Here is a 19696-nt window from a genome sequence, read left to right as displayed (position 1 = left end):
GGAGGAGGCGCGCCAGGCCGAACCTGGCCGGGCTGTCGGCAGGCGCTCGTATGCTGCGCCGTCATGGCGACCGACCACGCCCACGCCGGCTTTGACGTGCCCGCGGGATCAGACCCGTTGGGCCGGCCCGTCGACGGGTCGCTACTCGGGAAGTTCATCGGCGCGGCGTTCGATGGCTGCACCAGCTGCCAGGACGCACACCTCACGATCCTGGTGCAGGACGCGCCCACCACGGCCCGCCTGGTCGAGCTCGCGTGCGTGGGCGTCCAGCAGGCGATGGGCGGGCTCCCAGCGAACCTGACCGACCTGGCTAGCTCGGACCCGTCGTCGCGCGAGTTCCGCCTGTTGGTCGCGGCGGGCCTCCACGAGGGCAACGACGTCATGTGGGCCCGGTGCGCAGAGATGGCCCCGGTCGAGCGGCGCGCCGCGGCGAACACCGCGGCGGATCTGTTGGTCGGCTTGATGTCCTGAGCGGTCCTCGGCGAAGCGGGTCAGGTGAGCGGACCTGCCTTCCGGCCCGATCCAGAAGCGCGCTCTGGGTCCCGACGATCCGCACGCCGGTCTCGCGAGGTCTAGGCCGACGAGCGGCGTGCGGCTGGTGATCGTGCGGATCGGCGTAGCGCAACCGTCGAAACGGCGGCCGCCAGGCACCAGATCAACGGACCGGACAGGCCGCCGACCAGATCGACGTGTCCGGGAAGAACCATCACGACGAGGAACGCGATGTCGACGACGCCCAGCACGATGAGGTTCAGCCAGTAGCCCAAGCGATCGTTGTGCCTGTTCATGGTGACAGCGACGGCGACCGCCTGACCGCCGAACACCATCGCGCAGACGAAGAACATGACGCTCTCGGCGCCGGGCTCGGACGCCGGCAGCCCGGTCGCGAGAGCGTTCCACGACAGGGCTGCGCCCAGGCCGAGGTGCAGTAGCCCCCACAGGCCGTAGAGCCCTGCGGCGATCGCCGCCAGGTTTCTAGTGGTCATGGTGCGGCCTCACGGCGGCTAGACTGGTTCACGGCGTGAAAGATACACGCCGCGAAGGAGGTGTCCGTGCGATCCGAGACAACCGACGTCGTGCATGCGGCACGCGCCCTGCACGCCGCCACCGAGGCCCTGCTCGACGCGGTCGCGTCACGTTATGGCGTCAACCGCAATGACCTGCGCTGCCTGGAGATCCTCGAACGCGAGGGGCCGATGACCGCGGGCGGCCTCGCGGCGGCGAGCCACCTCAGCCCAGCCGCGATCACCAAGGTCGTCGATCGCCTCGACCGGGCCGGCTACGTCACCCGCCATCCCGACGCCGAGGATCGACGGGCGCACATCGTCGGGACCTCCGACGGGCACGCCGATCTGCGAACCGCGATCTGGCAGCCGGTGCTCGCCGACGCCGAGGCGGCGTTCGGGGCACGGCCTGCGGCGGAGCTGTGTGGTCTCGCCGAGGACTTGCGCCGGCTCGGGGAGCTGAACCGCACCCACGCCCGGCGCCTGTCGGAGGGCCGGACGGATCCGTCGGACCAGTAGGAGGATCTATGCGCACAGTGGTTGTTTCCGCTCCGTTGGCCGGACACCTGCTACCCCTGGTTCCACTCGCCGCCGCACTGCGCGAGGCCGGCCACGACGTGCGTGTCGCCGCCGGCGGCATACCCGCCGGCGGCACCGGCATCGCGGTGCACGACCTCGTTCCGGGCTTCGAGATGAGTCGGATCGCCGCGCGCATCCTGCCTGTTCACCCGATCACCGCGTGGCGCGAGATGCGGGGGCGCGCGGGCACGCGTGGGGTCGGTCTGCTGTTCGGCGCGGTCAACGCTGCCCTGCTCGACCCGCTCAGCGAGCTCGTCGCGTCGTGGCGGCCAGACCTCATCGTGCACGAACCACTCGCCGTCGCCGGCGCGGTCGCCGCGGCCCGACACGGCGTGCCGGCGGTGCTGCAGGACAACACGCTGTTCGACGGGCAGGAGCTGGTCGCGGCCACCGCCGCGAGCCCGCACCTGCGCCGCGCCGCGCGCCGCCACGGGGTTCGTCGTCTTCCTCCACCCGCATTACGGCTGAACAACTTGCCCCCGAGCCTGGTCACCGGCAGGCCCGGCCAGTCGCTGCGCCCGGTGCCGTGGTCGGGCACCGGTGAGGTGCCCGACTGGCTGCGCCGGCCTCCCGGGCGGCCTCGGCTCGTCGTCACCCACAGCACCATCGCCGGGGCGGGCGGCGCCGCGCACCTGCAACCCGTTCTCGCCGCCGCGGCCGGACTCGACGCCGAAGTGGTGCTCGTGCGCCCCCCGTCGAATCTGACGGTCCCGCCGGCGGTGCGCACGACCGGCTGGGTGCCGCTCGCGGCGGTACTCCCGCACGCCACCGCAGTGGTGCACCACGGCGGCGCCGGCACCACCCTCGGCGCGCTCGCCGCCGGAATACCCCAGCTCGCTGTGCCTGGCAGCGGGGACCGGCGCCACAACTCCGCAGTGGTCTCCGGCTCCGGCGCCGGCTTGGCGGTGCCCGCCCGTGGCATCACCCGTGACGTGCTGCACCGGCTCCTGCACGATGGGCACCTGCGCGCTAACGCGTGCGGGCTCCGCGACGAGATCGCCGCGATGCCCGGGCCCGCCGAAGTCTCCCGGACGATCACCGCTCTGCTCAGCCGCGGGGCTGCGTGACCCGGGCGCGGTTGCGGGCAACCCCCACGCCCTCGGCGCGGCTCACCATCGGCTCTTCGACCTCGCCCGCGGACTGACGGAGCGGATCCTCGCGACCCACGTCGATGACGCCACCGGTCACCGCGCGGGCTGCACCTGGCTGCAGCGCGCCCAACCGATGCACCCGTGCCCGCTACGGTGCTGCGCAGGTCCCCGTCAGCAGGAGCGGTAGCAGACCACGACCCCACCACTCGGCCCCGTTTCCGGCTGCTCGCGCCGGGGGCCCCGCCGGGCCGACAGGTCGATCAGAAGTCGCCGGCGTAGCACCCGACGGGCTTGTTCACGTCGGCAACGTATGAGATGAGGATCCAGCCCTCACCGCGGTCGGCGTGGATCTTGTAGTACTCGCCCAGGTAGCACTCGACCTGCACAGGGTCCCCGCGCTGGGCAGTCCAAATCGGCGGTGGGTCATCGGGGGTGCGCTCGGCCGAGCGGCATCCCAGGCCGATGTGGCACGCCCAGCCGTCCACGGACTCGGCGTACACGGGCGCTTCATCCTCCGAGACGACCCCGTCTCGCCACATGTACCAGGGCACGGCGTGCGCTGCACCCGCGCTGACCAGCATCGCGGTGACCAGCAGCGCGAGGACCACCGGCACCCGCCACGTTCGGCCACGCCCTGGCATCGCTTCTCCTTCATCGGGTGTGGGTGGAGTCGAGGCCCGACGAGCCTGGCAGAGGCAGGTGGATGTTCGTGGCGGTTCGCCGAAAGTCGCGGCAACGGCATAGCGGCATCGACTGCGAACGAACGGCCTTTCTGACCAAACGCCCCCACAGCGATGGGGGGCTGTGTCAGTCTCCGAGCCATGATCCTGCGGGCTCTGGGGCTGGAGGACCTCGGTCCACGCCTGGAAGCGCGCGCGGCGCGTCATGCTGCCCGGAAGGCCGCGCGGCACGCCCCAACCCCACCGCCTTCGGGACATCAGCCTGGTGGGCAGTACGTCGGGCTCCCGCCGGGAACGCCGCCAGCAGGCTCAGGGCAGCCGCCGATGGCGGCAGGCTTCGGTCGGCATGCGACTCCGGGCTGGGCGAACCCTCCCGATACCGGCAACGGCCGCAACCAGGCCGTGCCCATCACGCGGGGGCAGTGGAGCCGCGACCCGTCAACCCAGGCGCCGCACAACCAGACGTCAAACCCCACCCCGGCGCGAGCGGCACCAACCACGGCTGCGCCGACGACGGTACCGCCGGGCGAGGCAGCAGTCTGGGACGTGCTGAGCGCACCGCCTCGGGACAGGTGGTGGGTGCGCGCACGCCGCTTCGTCGCGCTGGCCGTCGTCCTCGTGCTCGTCGTGGTCGGCGCGGTCTCGATCGCCGACACCGTCCTGAGCTGGGTGACGCCGGCGTCCCCGGCCGGCCCACCAGCGCAGGCCGAGAAGGCCCCGGCGGTGCCGGAGAGCGCGCTGCTGGCGACCGCGCTGCCGTTCGCGGTGGACTACCTGTCCTGGGACACCCATGACCGCGCAGCTCGACAGGTCGCGCTGGAGCGCGCCGTCGCCCCCGATGTAGCGGGCGACGGCTGGGACGGCACGGGGATCCAGACGGCCGACAGCCCGGTCGCGATCGGACTGGCCCGATCGGCCCGCGACGGCGCGGTGGTGACCGTGCGAGTCCGAGTGACCCCATACGCCCCCGCGACCGCGGCGGCCGCACCTCGAGCCGAAGAGCAGCCGGAGGACGCGGGAACGAACGTCGCTTCCGGGCCAGCGTCCGGAGCGGGGCCAGCGCTGCAGCCCCGCTGGCTGAACCTCGCGGTGCCGCTGCTCAGCCGGGACGGACGCGTGCTGGTCAGCGCGCGCCCTGCACTGGTCGGCACCCCCCAGCCCGCCGCGGACGAACCTGCACTGTCCGACGGTGCGGCCGGCGACGCGACGTACGCCCAGGAAACCCGGGACACGATCACCAAGCTGCTTGACGCCTACGGCAGCGGCGAGCTCGAGTTCATCCGTGCCGGCGGCACCACCTTCGAGGGCCTGGGCGGGGCAGCTGCGCTGGGCACCGTCACCAACTGGCGGGTCGCAGACTTCGACGATGGCGACGACGCATCCATCCGCGTCGGGGACGTCACCGTCACCTGGGAGCTGCCCGGCAACTCCAGCCTGGCCTGCTCCTACCGCGTGGAGCTGAAGAACGCCGACGGACGCTGGTACCTGCTGTCGATCGGCGCCGAAACAGAGGAAGTCAGCTGATGGGAACGACCAGCGCCGTCGTGAGCGTGTACCTCGCGCAGCTCAGCCCGGAAAGCGGCGTGCCCCTCCAACAGATCGCGCTGGGCATCATCGGATCGCTGCTGCTGGTGGTCATGGCTGCCCGAGGCGTGGGCGCCTACGCCGACGAGCGATACGGCAAGTTGTTCACGATCATCATCGCCGCGATCCCGATCGCCGGGTTCTGCTACATGCCCGCGGAGACCACCGAGCTCCTCCGGGGCCTGTTCGCGACCTTCACAGGAGGGTGAGGTTCAGCCGCCATGCCGATGCAGCTACCGACCGACACCTCCCACCTTCAACTCGAAACGCGACAGTACGAACTGTTCAACCGGCCACTAGGGCAAGGCGTCCCGCGCCGCACGATCGGCATCGGTGTCGCGGTCTGCGCGGTGTGGTTCGCGCTCATGCTGCTGGTCGGGGTGAGCCTCGCATCCCGGTTCGGGCCCACGCTCTATGTCGTCCCCCCGTTCGTGATCATCTTCCTCGGCACCCGCACCGGTGAGGACGGCCGGATGAACCTGCTGCTGTGGTACGACGCGCTGCTCGCGCGGCTACCCAGCCGGCGCAGGGTGATCCGCAACCCGCTGCTGGTGCTCGGCAACTACCGGCCCACCCCGATCCGCATCACCGTGACCACCGAGCTGCACCCGCGCCGGCCCAGCGAGGCGTTGGTGCCGCTGCTGGGCCGTCGCTGGCGCCCCAGGAAGGCGAAGCGATGAAGCGTTCCGGGCAGCTACGCCAGACCTTCGAGCGCATCAGCGCCCCACCCGCCGTACCACGACTGATCACCGACGGCGCCGAGGTCACCGACGATGCGGTGTGGGTGTGGGCGCAGATCCCGCCCGGCTCGACCTACCTGCTCGAGGACGAGGACCTCACCCAAGCGACCTGGGAGACGGCCTCGGCGATGGGCGCGCTGCTCCCACCCGGCGCCGAGTACCACATCAAGATCATGTGGGCGCCGTACTCGACCGAGGAGTACTACGACAGCTGGGAGGCCATCCAGAGCGTGCGGGCGCCGGGTGCTGGGGACTACATCGAGCTCGGGGCCCGGCGGATCACGCGCAACGCGGAGGAGGGCTACTTCCGGCGGCGCATCGTGCTGTTCGGGATCCGCTGGCCGGACACCGGCCCGGCCACTCCCGTCGATCGGGCCAGCCGGGCGGCGCGTCAGCGCCTGCGCTCGCAGTACACGGCGCACAAGGACGCGCACGAGCGGCTGGTGAAGATCCAGGCCGATGTCGACCGCTGGTTCGCGCAGCTGGCCCGCAGCCCGTTGCGCGGCACGGCCGCCCCCGCCGGGCTGATCGCCTGGGCCTACGCGCGCGAGATCCGCAGGGCAGCGGTGGAGGTGCCCGACGAACTATCGCTGGCCGGGCCGGTACTGGTCGATCTCATGCAGGGCGAGGTCGATCCCACCAACCCCAACCACGTCGTGGTGACCGACCTGAAGAGCGGCACCCGCCGGTACGTGTCGATCCTGTCCCCCGCAGTGAACGGGTTCCCGGTCGAAGAGCTGCAGATCCCAGGCGGCGAATGGCTGGAGATCCTCACCGAGCTGCCGGGGGTGGAGGCCTCGGTTCGGGGTGTGAGCCACGGGCAGACCGGCTCCATCGCGCTGATCGACCAAGGCCGCAAAATGACCCGCTCGCAGGCGCGGGAGGCCGGGACGCACGGCGCCCAGGTGCCGCTGGAGGTCTCCCACGCCGACGACGCGCTGCAGATGCGCCGCCAGGAGATCCAGCGGCGCCTGGACGTGATGACCACCAACCACGCCCGGTGGGTCGTCGACGCCTCCTCCCCCGACGAGCTCGCCGACCGCATCGCGAAGCTGCGGGACCGCTACACCGGCCTGGTCAAGCTCGAGGTCGTCCCCTACGTGCAGGGCCTGCTGTGGCAAGAGCTGCTGCCCGGCGACCGGATCCGGGTGCCCGAGTTCGCCCAACACCAACCCGCCCGCACCCTCGCCGGCAGCTGGTTCCACGGCGGCTCGGCCATCGGCGATTCCGCCGGCCCCTACATCGGCGCGAACCTGGGCTCCACCCCCGGGCCAGTGCAGTTGCACCTGGTCTCCCGTGCCGCATCCGACCGGTCCCGACCGACCACCATCGCGTTCACCGGACAGTCCGGATCAGGGAAATCGACCGGTCTGAACATGGTGACCCTCGGCGCCCTCGCCGAGGGTGCGTGGGAACTGCTGGTCGACCCGAAGGGCGACCTCGGCGGCGTCGTCGACGTCGCCCAGCAACTGCTCGGCGTCCCGGTGCAGGTGATCGACGTCCTGGACCCGGCCGCGTCCGGGACGATGGACCCGATGCGGTTCAGCCCCTCGGTGGACCTGGCCCGCTCCCTCACCCTCGACGCGATGCTGGGCGCGCTGTCGGCCGAGGACCGTCGCCGCGGCGAGGTCGTCCTGGAAACCGCGATCGACAACGTGCTGCGCGCGCCCAGAGACCAGTGGTCAGCCCAGGCGGTCATCGCCGAGCTCACCGCGACCCCAGCGTCGCGGCCGCACGCGGCCACCGCCCGCGAGCTGGGCGGCATCCTGGCGCTGCGGGCCAAACAAGCGCACATCCGCGCAGTGCTCGGTCCACTGTCACGGCACGCCCAGCCGCTGATGACCGGGCGCGGACTGGTCTATCTGGGCCTGGCCGGGCTGGACCTGCCCCGGCACAACCCGGATCCGGAACGGTGGACGGTCAGCGAACGGTGCTCGATCACCACCTTCCGGATCAGCCTCAACTACGCTCTGCAACAGAGCCGCAACGTGCGCGAGCTCAAGAAGCTCGTCGCACTGACCGAGCTGCACCTGATCACCGGCTACCCGGAGGGCAAGGCTTTCGTGGAATGGCTCGCCCGCACCGGGCGAGCCCTGCAGACCTGGCTGCTGCTCGACACCCAAGCCGCGGCCGACCTCGCCGGACTCACCGGCCTGGTGGAGCAGATCGTGGCCTCGTTCGCGTTCCGCGCCGACGGCCGCGCCGAGCAGGACGGACAAGCCGCGCTGCTCAAACGGCCCGAGCCCGGCCCCCGCCTGCGGCAGATGCAGGCCTCGCTGGGCACCGGTGAGGCGATCATGCTCGACCGGCACGGCCGGCTCGCCCCGATCCGGTTCGACCTCATGAGCGAGTGGATCAGCCAGGCCCTGTCCACCGACGCCGGTGAGGACACCGAGGACGCGGTTCCCACGACCCACCTCACGTACCAGCCGGGCGAGAGCACCAACGCCCACGATGACCGCGCCACCGTCGCGGATACCGGCGCCAACGCCAACCCCGCCGAGCCCGGTGGGAGGACGACAGTCGGCCACACCTCCGCCGAGAACCGGGCCCACGGCGACCCGGCAGTCGATGACACAGCGCTGGACAACGCCCCTGCCCTCGAGGATCGAGCCCCTGTCGAGGCGTCCCAACCGCCGGCGCCCACGGCGCCGCCTCCCGCACCCGCCGAGGAGGGGACCCCGCCAGCTCGACCGCAGTCGACGCACAGCGCCCCCACTACCCGCTCGGCTGCCTGGCGTCCGCCTGACGACGGAGTACTCGACGACGAGGAGCTCGAGGCCGTGACCAGCGCACAACGATCCAAGGAGCGATGACCATGCACGACCGGCCGACCCGCCAGCCTCGACGAGGCCGAGCCGCGACGACCGCCGCGCCCGCCCTGATCCTGCTGGCCGTCCTCGGCTTCCTGGCCGGTTGCGCCGTCGGCCCATCGGATGCCGAGCCGGACCGCACCGACCCGGAGGCCACCGCGACGTCGTTCGTGCGGCTCTACGCCGCGCACGATCCCGCGGCCTGCCAGCTGCTGTCGCCCCAGCTGGTGCCGCAGCTACAGAAGGATGGCCGCTGCAGCGGCGAGCGCACCGGCGAGCTGCCGGAGGTCGAGGTCATCCAGTCCCGTACTTGCGGGGTCCGGCACGGCTTCGACGCAGCGGTGAACCCACCTGGCGAGATCGGCGAACCCTACGTCGCAGTCACCCTGGAGCTCGTCGCCGACACGTGGTCAGTGCGAGCCGTGCGGCCGATCACCGACCGCAGCGTCATCCGGCCCACCCAGTGCGAAGCGCCCGCCACCGAGTACGGCGGGTGAGCACCACCCGATGCCCACGACGACGGCGCGGGTGGGCAGCACGTCCTGGCCCGGGCCGAGGATGGCTGCGCGCGCCGCCGGCGCGATGATGGCCCGGCACGTCAGTCGGCTGCTGCGCGGGGTGTGGCGCCTGGCTGCGCCGCTGCGGGACCCGCAGGGCCTGCTTGTGCTGGGCTGGATGGTCGGGCTGTTTCTGGTCGGCGCCGCCCGCATGGCGTATGCCGCCGACGGCGGCATCATCGACGGCCCGGATCTCGCCCAGGGCGCCCCGCCAACCCTGTACGAGGCGTATGACTTCGCCGCCTACCAGCTGACGGTCAAACCCGACAGCGCCAACCAGGGCTTTCTCGGCGCCAAAGCAGGGCTGTTGGAAATCGTCGGGTTCGTCAACAACCTGATCATGTGGCTGTGCCTGGGCATCCTCTACGGGGCGCTCACCCTGCTGGAATGGTTCCTGAACCTGAGCGTCTACCAGGAGTCCGCCCCGCAGATCGACACCGCCACCCAGATGGTCGCCGACAACGTCTTCTGGCCGCTGATCGGGGCGACCGTCGCGATCGGGGCGTTCATCGCCTACACGCGCTGGCGCGGCGAAGGCCGCGGATTCCTCTCCGACATGGGCTGGGTCGTCGCGGCCGGGGTGATCGCCGTCGGGTTCGCCGCCGGCCCCTCCCAGCTGATGAACGACGTCGACGGCCTGCGCCAGGACGTCGCGGCCGGTGTCATCTCCGGCGCAGCGCAGTACACCCACGCCGAGGCGAACCCGACCGGATTCGTCACCCCCGAGATCGGCGGCGACCCGCAGGTCGTCGCCACCCGGACGCTGGTCGACAGCGTGTGGAACACCTTCGGCGCCACCGCGTGGTGCTACGCCCAGTTCCACGAGCTCGACATCTGCGAGGTCACAGGCGCCCACGCGCTGGCCAACGACGAGCAATGGCAGCGCTGGATGACAGAGCTCGACAACGACAATGTGGTGCCGGAGTTCGGGGCCTGGCAGGACTGGATCCGCGGCCAGGACATGACCCGCACCGCCTACCTGCTCATGCTCGCGCTGATCACCATCCCGATGGCGCTGATGCTGCTGAGGCTGGTCGTCGCCGGCCTGATCGCCGCCGTCGGATTCCTGCTCATGTTGATCGTCGGCCTGGTGTTCCTCACCTTCTGGCCGATCCCGGGTTGGTTCCGCGACACCGGCACCAAGTACTGGCTGTTCACCCTCGGGATGCAGCTACAGGCGCTGTTCGTCACCGTGGTCATCGCCGCCGTCATGGTGGTGTCCACCGTGTTGGGCGCCCAGACCGCCAGCTACGGATTCTTCATCGTCGCGGTGCTCAACCTCGGGCTGTTCGCCGCCGCGGTGAAGGCCCGCGCCTGGCTCGAGATGCTCACCACGGTCGGCGGCGGCGGATCACTCGGGTTCGCCGGCGCGCTCATGGCCCGCTCCGCGGTTCGCACCGCGATCGGCACCGCTGGCGGCGTGCTCGGGCTCGGCGCCGCCGGCGCCCGCGCGCTCGCGTCCGGGTTCGTCGTGCGCAACAGGTGGGGCTCGACGCCTGGGTTCTCCTCCCCCGGCCCCTCGTGGAACCCCGGCCACGGGGGAATGCAGCAGGATCACCTCGCCCCGTTCGAGGACACCGGCGGTCGGCGCTGGGCCGACCTCACCCGCGTCGCCCCCACCGCGCCCGCTTCCTCCACGCCCGCCCTGTCCGGCTCGACGTCGGCGCCGCCTCGGGCGCTGACCACCGGTCCCCGGGCGCTGCCACCCGGTCCGGGTGGCAGCACCAACGACTCCTCCGGGCCTGACCCTGGCTCGAGTGGCGGCCCGAGCGGAGGTCCGAGTGGCGGCCGTTCGGGCCCCCCGCCCCAGCCGGGCGGATCTGCAGCGACACCGTCGGGCCGACCGAACGGGGGCAACAGCCGGAGCCCCGGCGGTGGTACCGGTGCGCCGGGCCAGAGCGCTGCGGGGGCGAGCAACACCCGTTCGTACTTCCAGCGGCCGAATCGCGGGATCCCGCCGAGCGAGGTCGAGCTCGACCCGACCGTGCGCGCGAACGTCGCGCGCACGCAGGAACGCACCGGATCCGGCGGGGGGCGCGTGTGGGTCGACCGGCGCGGCGACGGGATCTCCTCGCTCGACCCCGCCCCGCCACCCCGGCCTGCGCGCCACCGCGACGGCGCCTACCGCATCACCCGGGTACGTCGCGGCCGCCGCCAGTAGCACCACGGGAGCCGATGATGGAGCAGGACAACGACGAGCTGCCCTTGCCGCCGCGCTGGTACGGCACCGACCCGAAGCCCACCCCTGTCGCACACCAGTCCACCGCGCCAACCACACCCCCGTCGGCGGGTACCGCGCCCACGTCCGCGGTGCCGCCTGCTGCGCCGCCGGACCGTCCGCACCGAACACCCCGCGACGAGCCCTACGACGACGAGCCCATCGCCGTCCCCACGGCCGCCCCGGGCAACGATCCGTCACCCGGGAAGCCAGCCACGGACCCTCCCACCGGGTCGGAGCTATCACTGCGGGACGCGGCCCGGATCGCCGTCGACGCCCTGGTCGGGCGTGACCTGCTGCGCGCCGGCCCCGGATGGCCATTCGGTGCGCGCGCTCGCGCCCGCCGCGCGCACAACCACGCAGTGGCCACCGAAGCGCGACGCCGGAGGGCGCAGCTACGCCAAGCCCTGCACAACCCTCCAGTCAGGCCGCCGAAAGCAGAGGTGGCTCGACAACCCGTATCGCCCGGCCGGCACGCCGCCGTCATCGCCTCACTGCTGGCCACCGTCGCGGTGACACTGGCACTAGTCGGCTGGTTCGGCGGGACCGAAGACCTCAACCGGGCGCCGGCGACGGCCGTGGCAGCACCCACCGGCACGACGCCCCCGCCCACCTCGCCACCCACATCCGGACAGAGCCAGGCATCCCGCACACCGGCGAGCAGCGCCCCGTTCCCCGCCCCGGCTCCGATCCCGCCCAGCGGGGTCGCTCCGCTCCGACCGGCCGCGCCCTCCGGCACGACACCGGACAGCATCGTGGTGGTCGACCCGCCGGCCGGCGACCCCGCGCCGGCGGAGCTGGCCTCACCGGAGGGCGCGATGCGCGCCTGGCTGGCCAGGCTGTGCCCCTACGCCTACACCGAGCCGTTCGGCGCGCCCGAGCAGCGGGCCCGGCCGGCGATGACCACCGCCGGGTGGGCCGAACTCGACCCCGCCGCCGACGAACGGGCCCGCGCCAGCTGGGACAAGGTCGTCGCAGGCGCCGAGACCGCCCGCTGCGCGGCCCCCACCGCGGTGGTCTCCCCCGAGGCGCCGCGCTCGGACACCAGCGCCATCGTGATCGGCGAGATCCAGCAGGTGATCACCGCCGGCAGCGGCACCCGCTGGGTGGAAACGCTGCGCCACACCCGCGTGGTGCTGCGCGACAGCGACGGCCTGTGGCGGGTCGGCACCGCCACCGCTGGCGGCTGAGCCGGCATGCGTGGGCCAGCCGCCGGCGCCGTGGTCGGCGCGATCGCGCTGGTGCTGCTGCTGTTCCTGGTCATCCTCACCGGCGGCTCGCTCGGCACGCTCCAGCCCCCGGCCGGCGGGTGCGCCATCACCGCCCAACCCGGCACCCGACCCGCCGACGCCGCGCCCGGTGCGCCGGCGTCGCAGCAGGGCGCGACCCTCAACGCCGACCAGATGACCATCGCCGGCACCGTCGTCGCCGTCGGCAAGAGCATGGGCATCACCGAGCGCGGCACCGCGATTGCGGTGGCCACCGCCATGCAGGAATCCAGCCTCAACCCCGCCGCCGTCAGCGGCCGGTCGGTCGGCATCTTCCAGCAACAGGGCGACTACTACGCCCACGTCGACAAGACCGATCCCGCGGCCGCGGCCGCGGCGTTCTACCAGATGCTGCTGCAGCGGGTCCCGAACTACGACAACCCCGACCCCACCACGGGCGGGATCGGGCTGGCTGATGCCGCCCAACGCGTTCAGGCCTCCGGCGCCGGCGCGTCCTGGTACGCCCGGTGGGAGCAGTGGGCGATGACGCTGGCCGGCCAGCTCTACCGGGGAACCCCCGGCGTCGCCCCGGGCGACCCGGCCGGCGCCGGGGTCGTGTGCGCGGCGGGCGGCGGACCCGGGCCGGTGACGGTGGCGCTGAACGGACTGACGGTGCAGCTGCCACCCGAGGCCGGGCTCGCCGCCACCTTCACCTTCCCCGACCCGGCGGCTGCGACGGCGGCCGCCGCCGCGCTGACCTACCTGGGCACCCCGTACGTGTGGGGCGGAGGCGGCGTCAACGGCCCCAGCCAAGGAACCCACACTGGCGCCACCGACCGCGCCGCCGCGGTCGTGGCCGCAGGCACCAGCGGGTTCGACTGCTCCGGGCTGACTCAGTACGCCTACGCCCAAGCCGGCATCACGCTGCCCCGGGTCTCCCAGCAGCAGGCCGCGCACGGCCACACCGCCCCGTGGGCCCAGGCGCAGCCCGGTGACCTGCTGTTCTGGGGTAACCCCGTCCACCACGTCGCGATCTACCTCGGCGTCGTCGACGGCGCCCACTACATGGTCGAAGCGCCCAGCACCGGATCCACCGTGCGGGTCTCACCGGTGCGGGCCGGCGGCGACTTCACCCACACCGTGGTCCGTCCCAGCGCCGGCCTCGCACCGAAAGGACCCCGATGATCGCTGGTAGCGCAGGACTGGGCCGAACCCGGCTCTACACCCGATGGGAACGCCGACGTCGCCTCACCGCGGCCGCCACCGCGATGCTCGGCGCCGCCGCCGCGGTCTGGGTCGCCGCCGGCATCCTGACGTGGCTGTCCGGGCGCGGGTTCACCCTCCCCCACATCCACCTGCGACCGGTGGCCAGCGGCGGCGACGGCGGCCTCCTCGGCCTGCCCCGATCCGGCCAGCAGGCTGCCCCGAGCCGGCCCCAGCTGCCAGTGGCGATCACCTGGCCGGTGCCGCCGCTCGCCGCGGCGGGCGCAGCGGTGCCGCTGTGGCTGGCCTGGCTGTGGCTGGCGGTACGCCCCATGCTGCGCGGGCTGCACCAACAGGCACGCCACCGCGGGCTCGCCCAGCCCGCGGCGATCCGCAAGGCCCTGGGCTCCCGCACGGTCCGACGCGCCGGCCGCTACACCCGCCCTGACCTGCCCTGGTATCAGCGGACCCTGGCGGCAACCCGCGAGTTCGGCTACTTCATCGGCCACCCCCTGACCGGTGGGCGGCGCCTGCGCGTGGCGATGTGGGCGGACTTCGAGCAGCGGATCCGCATCCTTGCCCGCGTCGGGTGGGGCAAGACCGACCGCCTGCTCGTGCCGATCATCCGCGGACTCCCCGGCCCGGCGATGATCAGCTCAACCGAGCCGAAGATCTTCGAACGGACCGTCCTCGCGCGCACCTGCCGGCCGAGGACGCTGCGCTGGCCGTGGCTGACCCGGCTCGCCCGCCCCTGGCTACCGGTGCGCGAGTACCCGGTCGCCGTCGTGGACATGTCCGCGCCCGAGTACCGCTACGCCGCCGGCTACCGGCGGATCCGGTGGAACCCGATCGAGGGATGCGAGGACTTCAACGTCGCCTACCGGCGCGCCGTCGCGCTCGTCGCCGGTGTCGAGAGCGAATCCCAGGGCGACCGAGGCAACGACCGCGACCAGTTCTTCCGCGACTCCGCCGCGGAAGTCCTGTCCGCCTGGTTGCACGCTGCGGCCCTCGGCGACAAGGAGATCGAAGACCTGCTGGGCTGGAAGCAGAAGCCCACCGACCCCGTGCCCACACGGATCCTCAAAGACCACCCTCGAGCGGACCCGTCCGCGCAGGACGGGCTGCGCACCCACCTCGATCCCCGCGCCGCCGCCACCACCAGCGGTGTCGAGCGCTACCTCGCGCTGGCCATGCGCAGCATCGGCACAGCCGATGGCCGACAGCTGTGCGGGCGCCGCTTCGACCCCGACACCGGCTGCCGGCTCCCCGGCTTCGACATGGTCGGGTTCCTGATGGCGGGCGGCACCGTCTACCTGCTCGCCGACCCCAACCGCATCGATCGTGCCCGCCCGCTGCTGTCGCTGTTCGCCGCGGAAATGTTCGTCGCCGCGGAAACCCTCGCCCTGCGCAGCCCTCGCCGCCGCCTCGAGGTCCCGTTCGTGGGCGTGCTCGACGAGCTGCGCTTCGCGATCGTCGTGCCCAACCTGCCCTACGTCGCCTCAGCCCTACGCAAAGCCGGCATCGGCTACGTCTACACCGTGGTCGGCTCCAGCCAGGAACAGGCGCTCTACGGCGCCGACGCGGCGACCCTGCGCGACGCCGCCGGTGTGTCCATCGTCGGTGGAATCGACATCGACAGCGCCCGCGAGCTGTCCGAACGCGCCGGCGTCACCCCCGTGGTCACCGCATCCCGCGGCGGCCACGAACCGCACGGCGAGCACATCCAGCTCCAGGACACCCTCACCGTCGGCGACCAGCAACAACTCGCCGACGGCGAGGCCACCGTCCTCGTGCGTGGCCTGGCCCCGTTCCTCGCCTGGGTGCCCTCCATTCACGACCGCCGCCGGATACGGCGGACCGTGCTGCGCGAAGCCGCCACCGTCGCCGCCCGCGTCGCCGCCGCCCGCGAAGGGGAAGCGGTCATCCACCGCAGCCACGCCACCGCGGCAGCCGCCGGCGCGGACTTCACCCTCGACCGGAAGCCGATCCAATGACCATGCCTCCCGCGACTCCCCCGCCCCCCGCGTTCGACGACCCAGACCTGGAACTCCTCCTTGCCCTCTACAGCGACAACCGCAACCCCCAGCGGCGGCTGCCATGGACCTGGTCGGTGCTCACCAGCACCGAACGCGCCGCCCTCGCACGCCTCATCGACGCCTACTCGGCGACGTTCAACCACCTCTACGCGATCACCGAGGACGAGCTCATCCCGCCCTGCTGGCGCCGCCACCCCGGCCTGGCCACCGAGCTCGCCGTCCAGCTCTGGCTCTGGTACGCCGCACACCGCGACCCTCAAGCCACCCCGCTCGTCGCCGCGGACTACTACCTGCGCCACCTGCCCGGATTCCGCGCCCGCGTCACCACCCTCGGCGCCGAGTGCCGGCAAGGCGAACACGTCGAGGCATGGCACCGCGACGTCGACGACGGCATCCGCCGACTCGACGCCCCAACCGACCCGACCCGCGACCAACACGACCTCGAGCTGCTCGGCGCACTCCACTTCGGCTTCCCCACGCCCACCAGCGACGGATAGCCGGCACGAACCCCTGAGCCAAGGCAGGTGTGCCTGGCGGGTCCGGGAGGCATCCCACACCGCTACGCTCGCCCGGTGCCGCAGCCTCAATCCGCCGACCTCCCGCGCCGCGTGAGCCAGCACGGCAACGACATCGAGTCGCTGTACGAGCTCGTACAAGGAGTCGACGAGAAGGTTGAGGCGGTCGACCAGAAGGTCGAGGCGCTGACAATTGAGTTCCGGTCGTTCCGCGAGTCGACGGACGCAACGCTCCAGGAGATCCTGCGGGCCGTGCGCGGCCGGTAGGCGCCGGTCGGAGGCGACGTCGCCGGGTACGGTGGCGACGTCAACTTGATGCGCCCCCGGAGCAGGCGGGCCCCGGGGAGCGCGAGCGACCGAGAGTGGGTCTCGGCATGGACGACGATAGCGCGAGCTTCGACCCCACCATCGGCCGCCGGATCCGGGCAGCCCGGGTGTGGCGCAAGATGGACCAGCAGGTCCTGGCAGGTCTGGCCGGGTACTCCCAGGGCTACCTGTCGAAGATCGAGCGCGGGTTGGTCCCGGTAGACAAACGTGCCACCGTTGAGGCGTTCGCCCGCGCCCTCGAAGTGTCGCCCGGCGACCTCACCGGGGCGGGCACGTTCTTGGTGGCAGGCGCGAGCGACGAGAACGCCGCCCTCGCCCCGTTGCGTCTCGCGCTGGCCGACGTCGAGTTCGGGGAGGAGCTCGACGGCCCGGTCGCGCCGTGGCCCGAGATCCAGCAGGACCTGGCGGCCTTGGACGCGATGCGCCTCATCGCGGACTACCGTCAGCTGACCGCGCTGCTCCCGAGTCTCGTGCGGAACCTGCATGCCTCCGCCGCCGGCCCGCACCGGCAAGAGGCGCTGATCGGTCTCACCGAGTGCTACACGGCCGCACGAGCAGCGGCGAAGAACCTCGGCGCCCCTGACCTCGCCCAAGTCGCCGCTCGGCACCTGCGCGACGTCACCGCCAATCTCGACGGCCTCGAATGGGAAGGGCTCGCTGCGTGGGGGCGGGCCAATGCGATCAGCTCGTCCGCCCGCAGCCGCTCCTACGTGATCGCCACCAAAGCCGCTGACCAGCTGACTCCCGGGTTGGACCAGCCAGCCGTCGCCGAGATGTACGGGATGCTGCACCTGGCGGCGGCGCTGGCCTCCACGGTGGCGGCCTCGGACTACGCACAGGCCGACGCACATCTCCGCGAGGCCGAGGAGACGGCCAAGCGCCCAGGCGTCGGATCGGTCAACTTCGGGCGGCAGGCGTTCGGCGCCGGCAACGTCGCGATGTGGCGGACCACGCTCGCGGTCGAAGCTGGGGACGGCGGCCGAGCCGCCGAGATCGCCGCCCGCATCGACCCCGCCACCCTGGCCCCTTCGCGGTCCCGGCGTGCGGACTGGCACATCGACGTCGGTCGAGGGCTGGCGATGGAGCGCCGCGACGAGGAGGCCCTCGTCGAGTTCCGTGCTGCCCGGCGGGTCGCCCCTCAGCTAGCTCACGCGAACCCGTGGCTTCGGGAGACCGTGACCAACATGTACGAGCGGGCCCGCGGGGAGGAGATCCGGAGAGATCTGCGCGGGTTCGCGTACTGGCTGGGCATCGGTCGCTCGGGTTGAGCGGCCGTATTCCTGGCAGGAATACCGATGCGGTTAAGTGGTCTTAGCGTCACGTTCTGTGAGCGCAGAGGAGCCTCCCGGAGATCTGGTTCGTGAGTTCATAGCTGCGGGACGCCGCGTGATCTCGGCGCTGCTCGCCCAGCACATCGACGATGGCTCGGGACACTGCAGGGTGTGCCCGAGCGGCCCGCAGGCCGGCCGCGTGGCATTTCCGTGTCGGCTGCGCGAGCTCGCCGAGGAGGCGAGCCTGCTGATGTCGGGGAGCCAGCGGTGAGTCTCGGCTGGATCCCCGACCGGGCGAATCGGCCGCGGGGCAGCCTCAGCGCAGAGGAGCGCAAGCACGCCGTGAACGACGTGCTCGGGGGCATGTCCATCATCGGTGCCGCCGTGGTGTGGGGCGTGCTGGCCGGCGACCTCACGCGCTGGGTTGACGAAGCTCAGGCCGATGCCGCGGCGGAGAGCTGAGCGTCAGCTGCCGTGGCGCGATCGGTCCGATCTCGCGGTAGCGACTGCGCTGATGGCTTGCCCGATGGCGCGCCACGCTCGCCCGGTGCCGCCGCGGCGACATGGGGAGTGCGGCTCACCGACGTTGAGCGCTGGATCGAGGCCGCTCGACGGCACGACTCCGAGCGGCGCGTGACGCCCCTCCCACTCGACCGGCCGGGCTCAGTCCCGGTGCGAGCCGGGGCTACGTGTCGCAGTCCTCCGCCGCGGCGACGGCCTTCGTCAACGCCCGTAACACTCTCGTCGGCGCCGACGACCGACACGGCGAGACGCATCCCGCCCGCGCAGCAGGCTCGCCCAGCACGTTCCGGTCGACGTGCCGACGAGCGCCCACCATTCCAGCTGCCGCGGGGCAGGCTGCGCGCCCCGCCACACCAGGCACCGGTCGGGGTGCTTCCCGGTCCCGTGCCACAGCAGCGTCGATCGCCACAGCGTGTCCATAAGCCCCACTTCCCGGACCCCCGGGGCGGCCGTGCCGCTGCCCAGCTTGCTTCTGCTCGGCCGGCACGCCGCCAGCCCGTTCGCGCACGCTCCAGATCACCGACCCGACGACGCGACACCCCGCGGCACCCGGGGAAGTCGCGCAGGCTCCAGCTTGGCTGTATAGTTCGAGACCTAGTTCCCCACCGTCCTCCGGGACTGGTGGGGCTTTTTCGTGGAAGGGCTCAGGGACATCGCCGATCTGCGCACGGTCGTCGTCATCGACTACCAGAACGTGCACCTCACCGGCCATGACCTGTTCGAATCGAACGGCCCGCTCGCACGACACGAGACCCTGGTCGACCCGCTTCACCTCGCCAACCAGCTGCTCCGGGTCCGCAACGAGCGCCAGCAGCAGGGCATGGCTCACGCTGTCCTGAGCCGCGTCCTCGTGTACCGCGGCGAGCCATCCCCGAACCACGACGCCCGCGCGTACGCCCGCAACCAGGCCCAGAAGGCGCAGTGGGAACGCGACCCACGCGTCGAAGTCAACATGCGGCCCCTGAAGTACGAGTACGAGCGCGACGCCAACGGGCGAAAGGCGAGCGGCCCGGACGGGAAGTGGATCGTCACAGGGCGAAGCGAAAAGGGCGTCGACGTTCTCTGCGCCCTGGCGCTCGTGCGAGAAGCCCGCCAGCCCGACGTCGACCTCGTCATCCTCGCCTCCCACGACAGCGACCTCGACCCGGCGCTCGACGAGGCGGCCGCCCTCGGATCCGCCAAGGTCGAGACGTTCTGCTGGTTCGACCCCGCCCAGCCACACCGGGCGCGCCGGAAGCGCCAGACCCGCCGGAACCTCTGGTACACGCCGCTCGGCCACACCGAGTTCGTCAACAGCCGCGACCGCACGATCTACAAGTAGGTCGGATCGGCACAGCACCAGCTCGAT

The 19696-nt window shown here is 72.1% G+C and carries 19 protein-coding genes; 17 read left to right on the top strand and 2 right to left on the bottom strand.

Annotated features, from left to right (window positions below; translation table 11 throughout):
* Positions 1-63: 63 nt before the first annotated feature.
* On the top strand, positions 64-471 hold the full coding sequence (locus FB558_RS42375) for a hypothetical protein (protein WP_142065325.1): 408 nt from the start codon (positions 64-66) through the stop codon (positions 469-471).
* 101 nt (positions 472-572) lie between these two features.
* On the opposite strand, the gene FB558_RS42370 is transcribed toward FB558_RS42375, so the two are convergent.
* Positions 573-986, bottom strand: a complete 414-nt coding sequence (locus FB558_RS42370) for a hypothetical protein (RefSeq protein ID WP_211367250.1) — start codon at positions 984-986, stop codon at positions 573-575.
* Between the two features lie 66 nt (positions 987-1052).
* On the opposite strand from FB558_RS42370, the gene FB558_RS42365 reads away from it, so the two are divergent.
* Together FB558_RS42365 and FB558_RS42360 are read left to right on the top strand one after the other, a co-directional pair.
* On the top strand, positions 1053-1523 hold the full coding sequence (locus FB558_RS42365; protein ID WP_170231829.1) for a MarR family winged helix-turn-helix transcriptional regulator: 471 nt from the start codon (positions 1053-1055) through the stop codon (positions 1521-1523).
* 8 nt (positions 1524-1531) lie between these two features.
* Entirely contained in the window at positions 1532-2650 is a 1119-nt protein-coding gene (locus tag FB558_RS42360; RefSeq protein ID WP_142065322.1) for a glycosyltransferase, read from the top strand.
* A 284-nt stretch (positions 2651-2934) separates the two neighbouring features.
* Here the strand turns inward: FB558_RS42360 and FB558_RS42355 are convergent, their stop codons facing one another.
* Entirely contained in the window at positions 2935-3288 is a 354-nt protein-coding gene (locus FB558_RS42355) for a hypothetical protein (protein WP_142065320.1), read from the bottom strand.
* Positions 3289-3678: 390 nt separating this feature from the next.
* Here FB558_RS42355 and FB558_RS42350 point away from each other — a divergent pair, with 390 nt between their 5' ends.
* The 14 genes from FB558_RS42350 (at position 3679) to FB558_RS42285 (ending at position 19669) form a co-directional block, all read left to right on the top strand.
* Entirely contained in the window at positions 3679-4878 is a 1200-nt protein-coding gene (locus FB558_RS42350; protein ID WP_170231828.1) for a conjugal transfer protein, read from the top strand.
* Positions 4878-5147, top strand: a complete 270-nt coding sequence (locus tag FB558_RS42345; protein WP_142065316.1) for a hypothetical protein — start codon at positions 4878-4880, stop codon at positions 5145-5147. The genes FB558_RS42350 and FB558_RS42345 overlap by 1 nt, the downstream gene beginning before the upstream one ends.
* A 141-nt stretch (positions 5148-5288) precedes the next feature.
* On the top strand, positions 5289-5618 hold the full coding sequence (locus FB558_RS42340) for a hypothetical protein (protein ID WP_142065314.1): 330 nt from the start codon (positions 5289-5291) through the stop codon (positions 5616-5618).
* Positions 5615-8494, top strand: a complete 2880-nt coding sequence (locus FB558_RS42335) for an ATP-binding protein (protein ID WP_142065312.1) — start codon at positions 5615-5617, stop codon at positions 8492-8494. The genes FB558_RS42340 and FB558_RS42335 overlap by 4 nt, the downstream gene beginning before the upstream one ends.
* Positions 8491-8988 (top strand): hypothetical protein, encoded by a 498-nt coding sequence (locus FB558_RS42330; protein WP_211367249.1) that lies wholly within the window; start codon positions 8491-8493, stop codon positions 8986-8988. Before FB558_RS42335 ends, FB558_RS42330 begins: the two co-directional genes overlap by 4 nt.
* Positions 8989-8998: 10 nt before the next feature.
* Positions 8999-11209, top strand: a complete 2211-nt coding sequence (locus FB558_RS45420; protein WP_142065308.1) for a hypothetical protein — start codon at positions 8999-9001, stop codon at positions 11207-11209.
* An 812-nt stretch (positions 11210-12021) separates the two neighbouring features.
* Positions 12022-12456: a hypothetical protein gene (locus FB558_RS42320; RefSeq protein ID WP_142065306.1), complete on the top strand. Its 435-nt coding sequence runs from the start codon at positions 12022-12024 to the stop codon at positions 12454-12456.
* Positions 12457-12462: 6 nt separating this feature from the next.
* A complete protein-coding gene (locus FB558_RS45415; protein ID WP_142065304.1) occupies positions 12463-13659 on the top strand; it encodes a C40 family peptidase in 1197 nt (398 codons plus the stop codon).
* Positions 13656-15671 (top strand): type IV secretory system conjugative DNA transfer family protein, encoded by a 2016-nt coding sequence (locus FB558_RS42310; protein ID WP_142065302.1) that lies wholly within the window; start codon positions 13656-13658, stop codon positions 15669-15671. Before FB558_RS45415 ends, FB558_RS42310 begins: the two co-directional genes overlap by 4 nt.
* A gap of 2 nt (positions 15672-15673) precedes the next feature.
* Positions 15674-16210, top strand: coding sequence for a hypothetical protein (locus FB558_RS42305; protein ID WP_142065300.1), 537 nt, complete (start codon positions 15674-15676; stop codon positions 16208-16210).
* Between the two features lie 75 nt (positions 16211-16285).
* Entirely contained in the window at positions 16286-16495 is a 210-nt protein-coding gene (locus tag FB558_RS42300) for a hypothetical protein (RefSeq protein WP_142065298.1), read from the top strand.
* A gap of 107 nt (positions 16496-16602) precedes the next feature.
* On the top strand, positions 16603-17823 hold the full coding sequence (locus tag FB558_RS42295; RefSeq protein WP_142065296.1) for a helix-turn-helix domain-containing protein: 1221 nt from the start codon (positions 16603-16605) through the stop codon (positions 17821-17823).
* Positions 17824-17881: 58 nt separating this feature from the next.
* On the top strand, positions 17882-18097 hold the full coding sequence (locus FB558_RS42290; RefSeq protein WP_142065294.1) for a hypothetical protein: 216 nt from the start codon (positions 17882-17884) through the stop codon (positions 18095-18097).
* Between the two features lie 945 nt (positions 18098-19042).
* A complete protein-coding gene (locus FB558_RS42285; protein ID WP_170231827.1) occupies positions 19043-19669 on the top strand; it encodes a PIN domain-containing protein in 627 nt (208 codons plus the stop codon).
* Positions 19670-19696: the final 27 nt, after the last annotated feature.

The sequence above is a fragment of the Pseudonocardia kunmingensis genome (genome assembly GCF_006716445.1).
Taxonomy (GTDB): Bacteria; Actinomycetota; Actinomycetes; order Mycobacteriales; family Pseudonocardiaceae; genus Pseudonocardia; species Pseudonocardia kunmingensis.
Note: the sequence above shows the minus strand (reverse complement) of the source record. Positions and strands in the feature narration are given on the sequence as shown.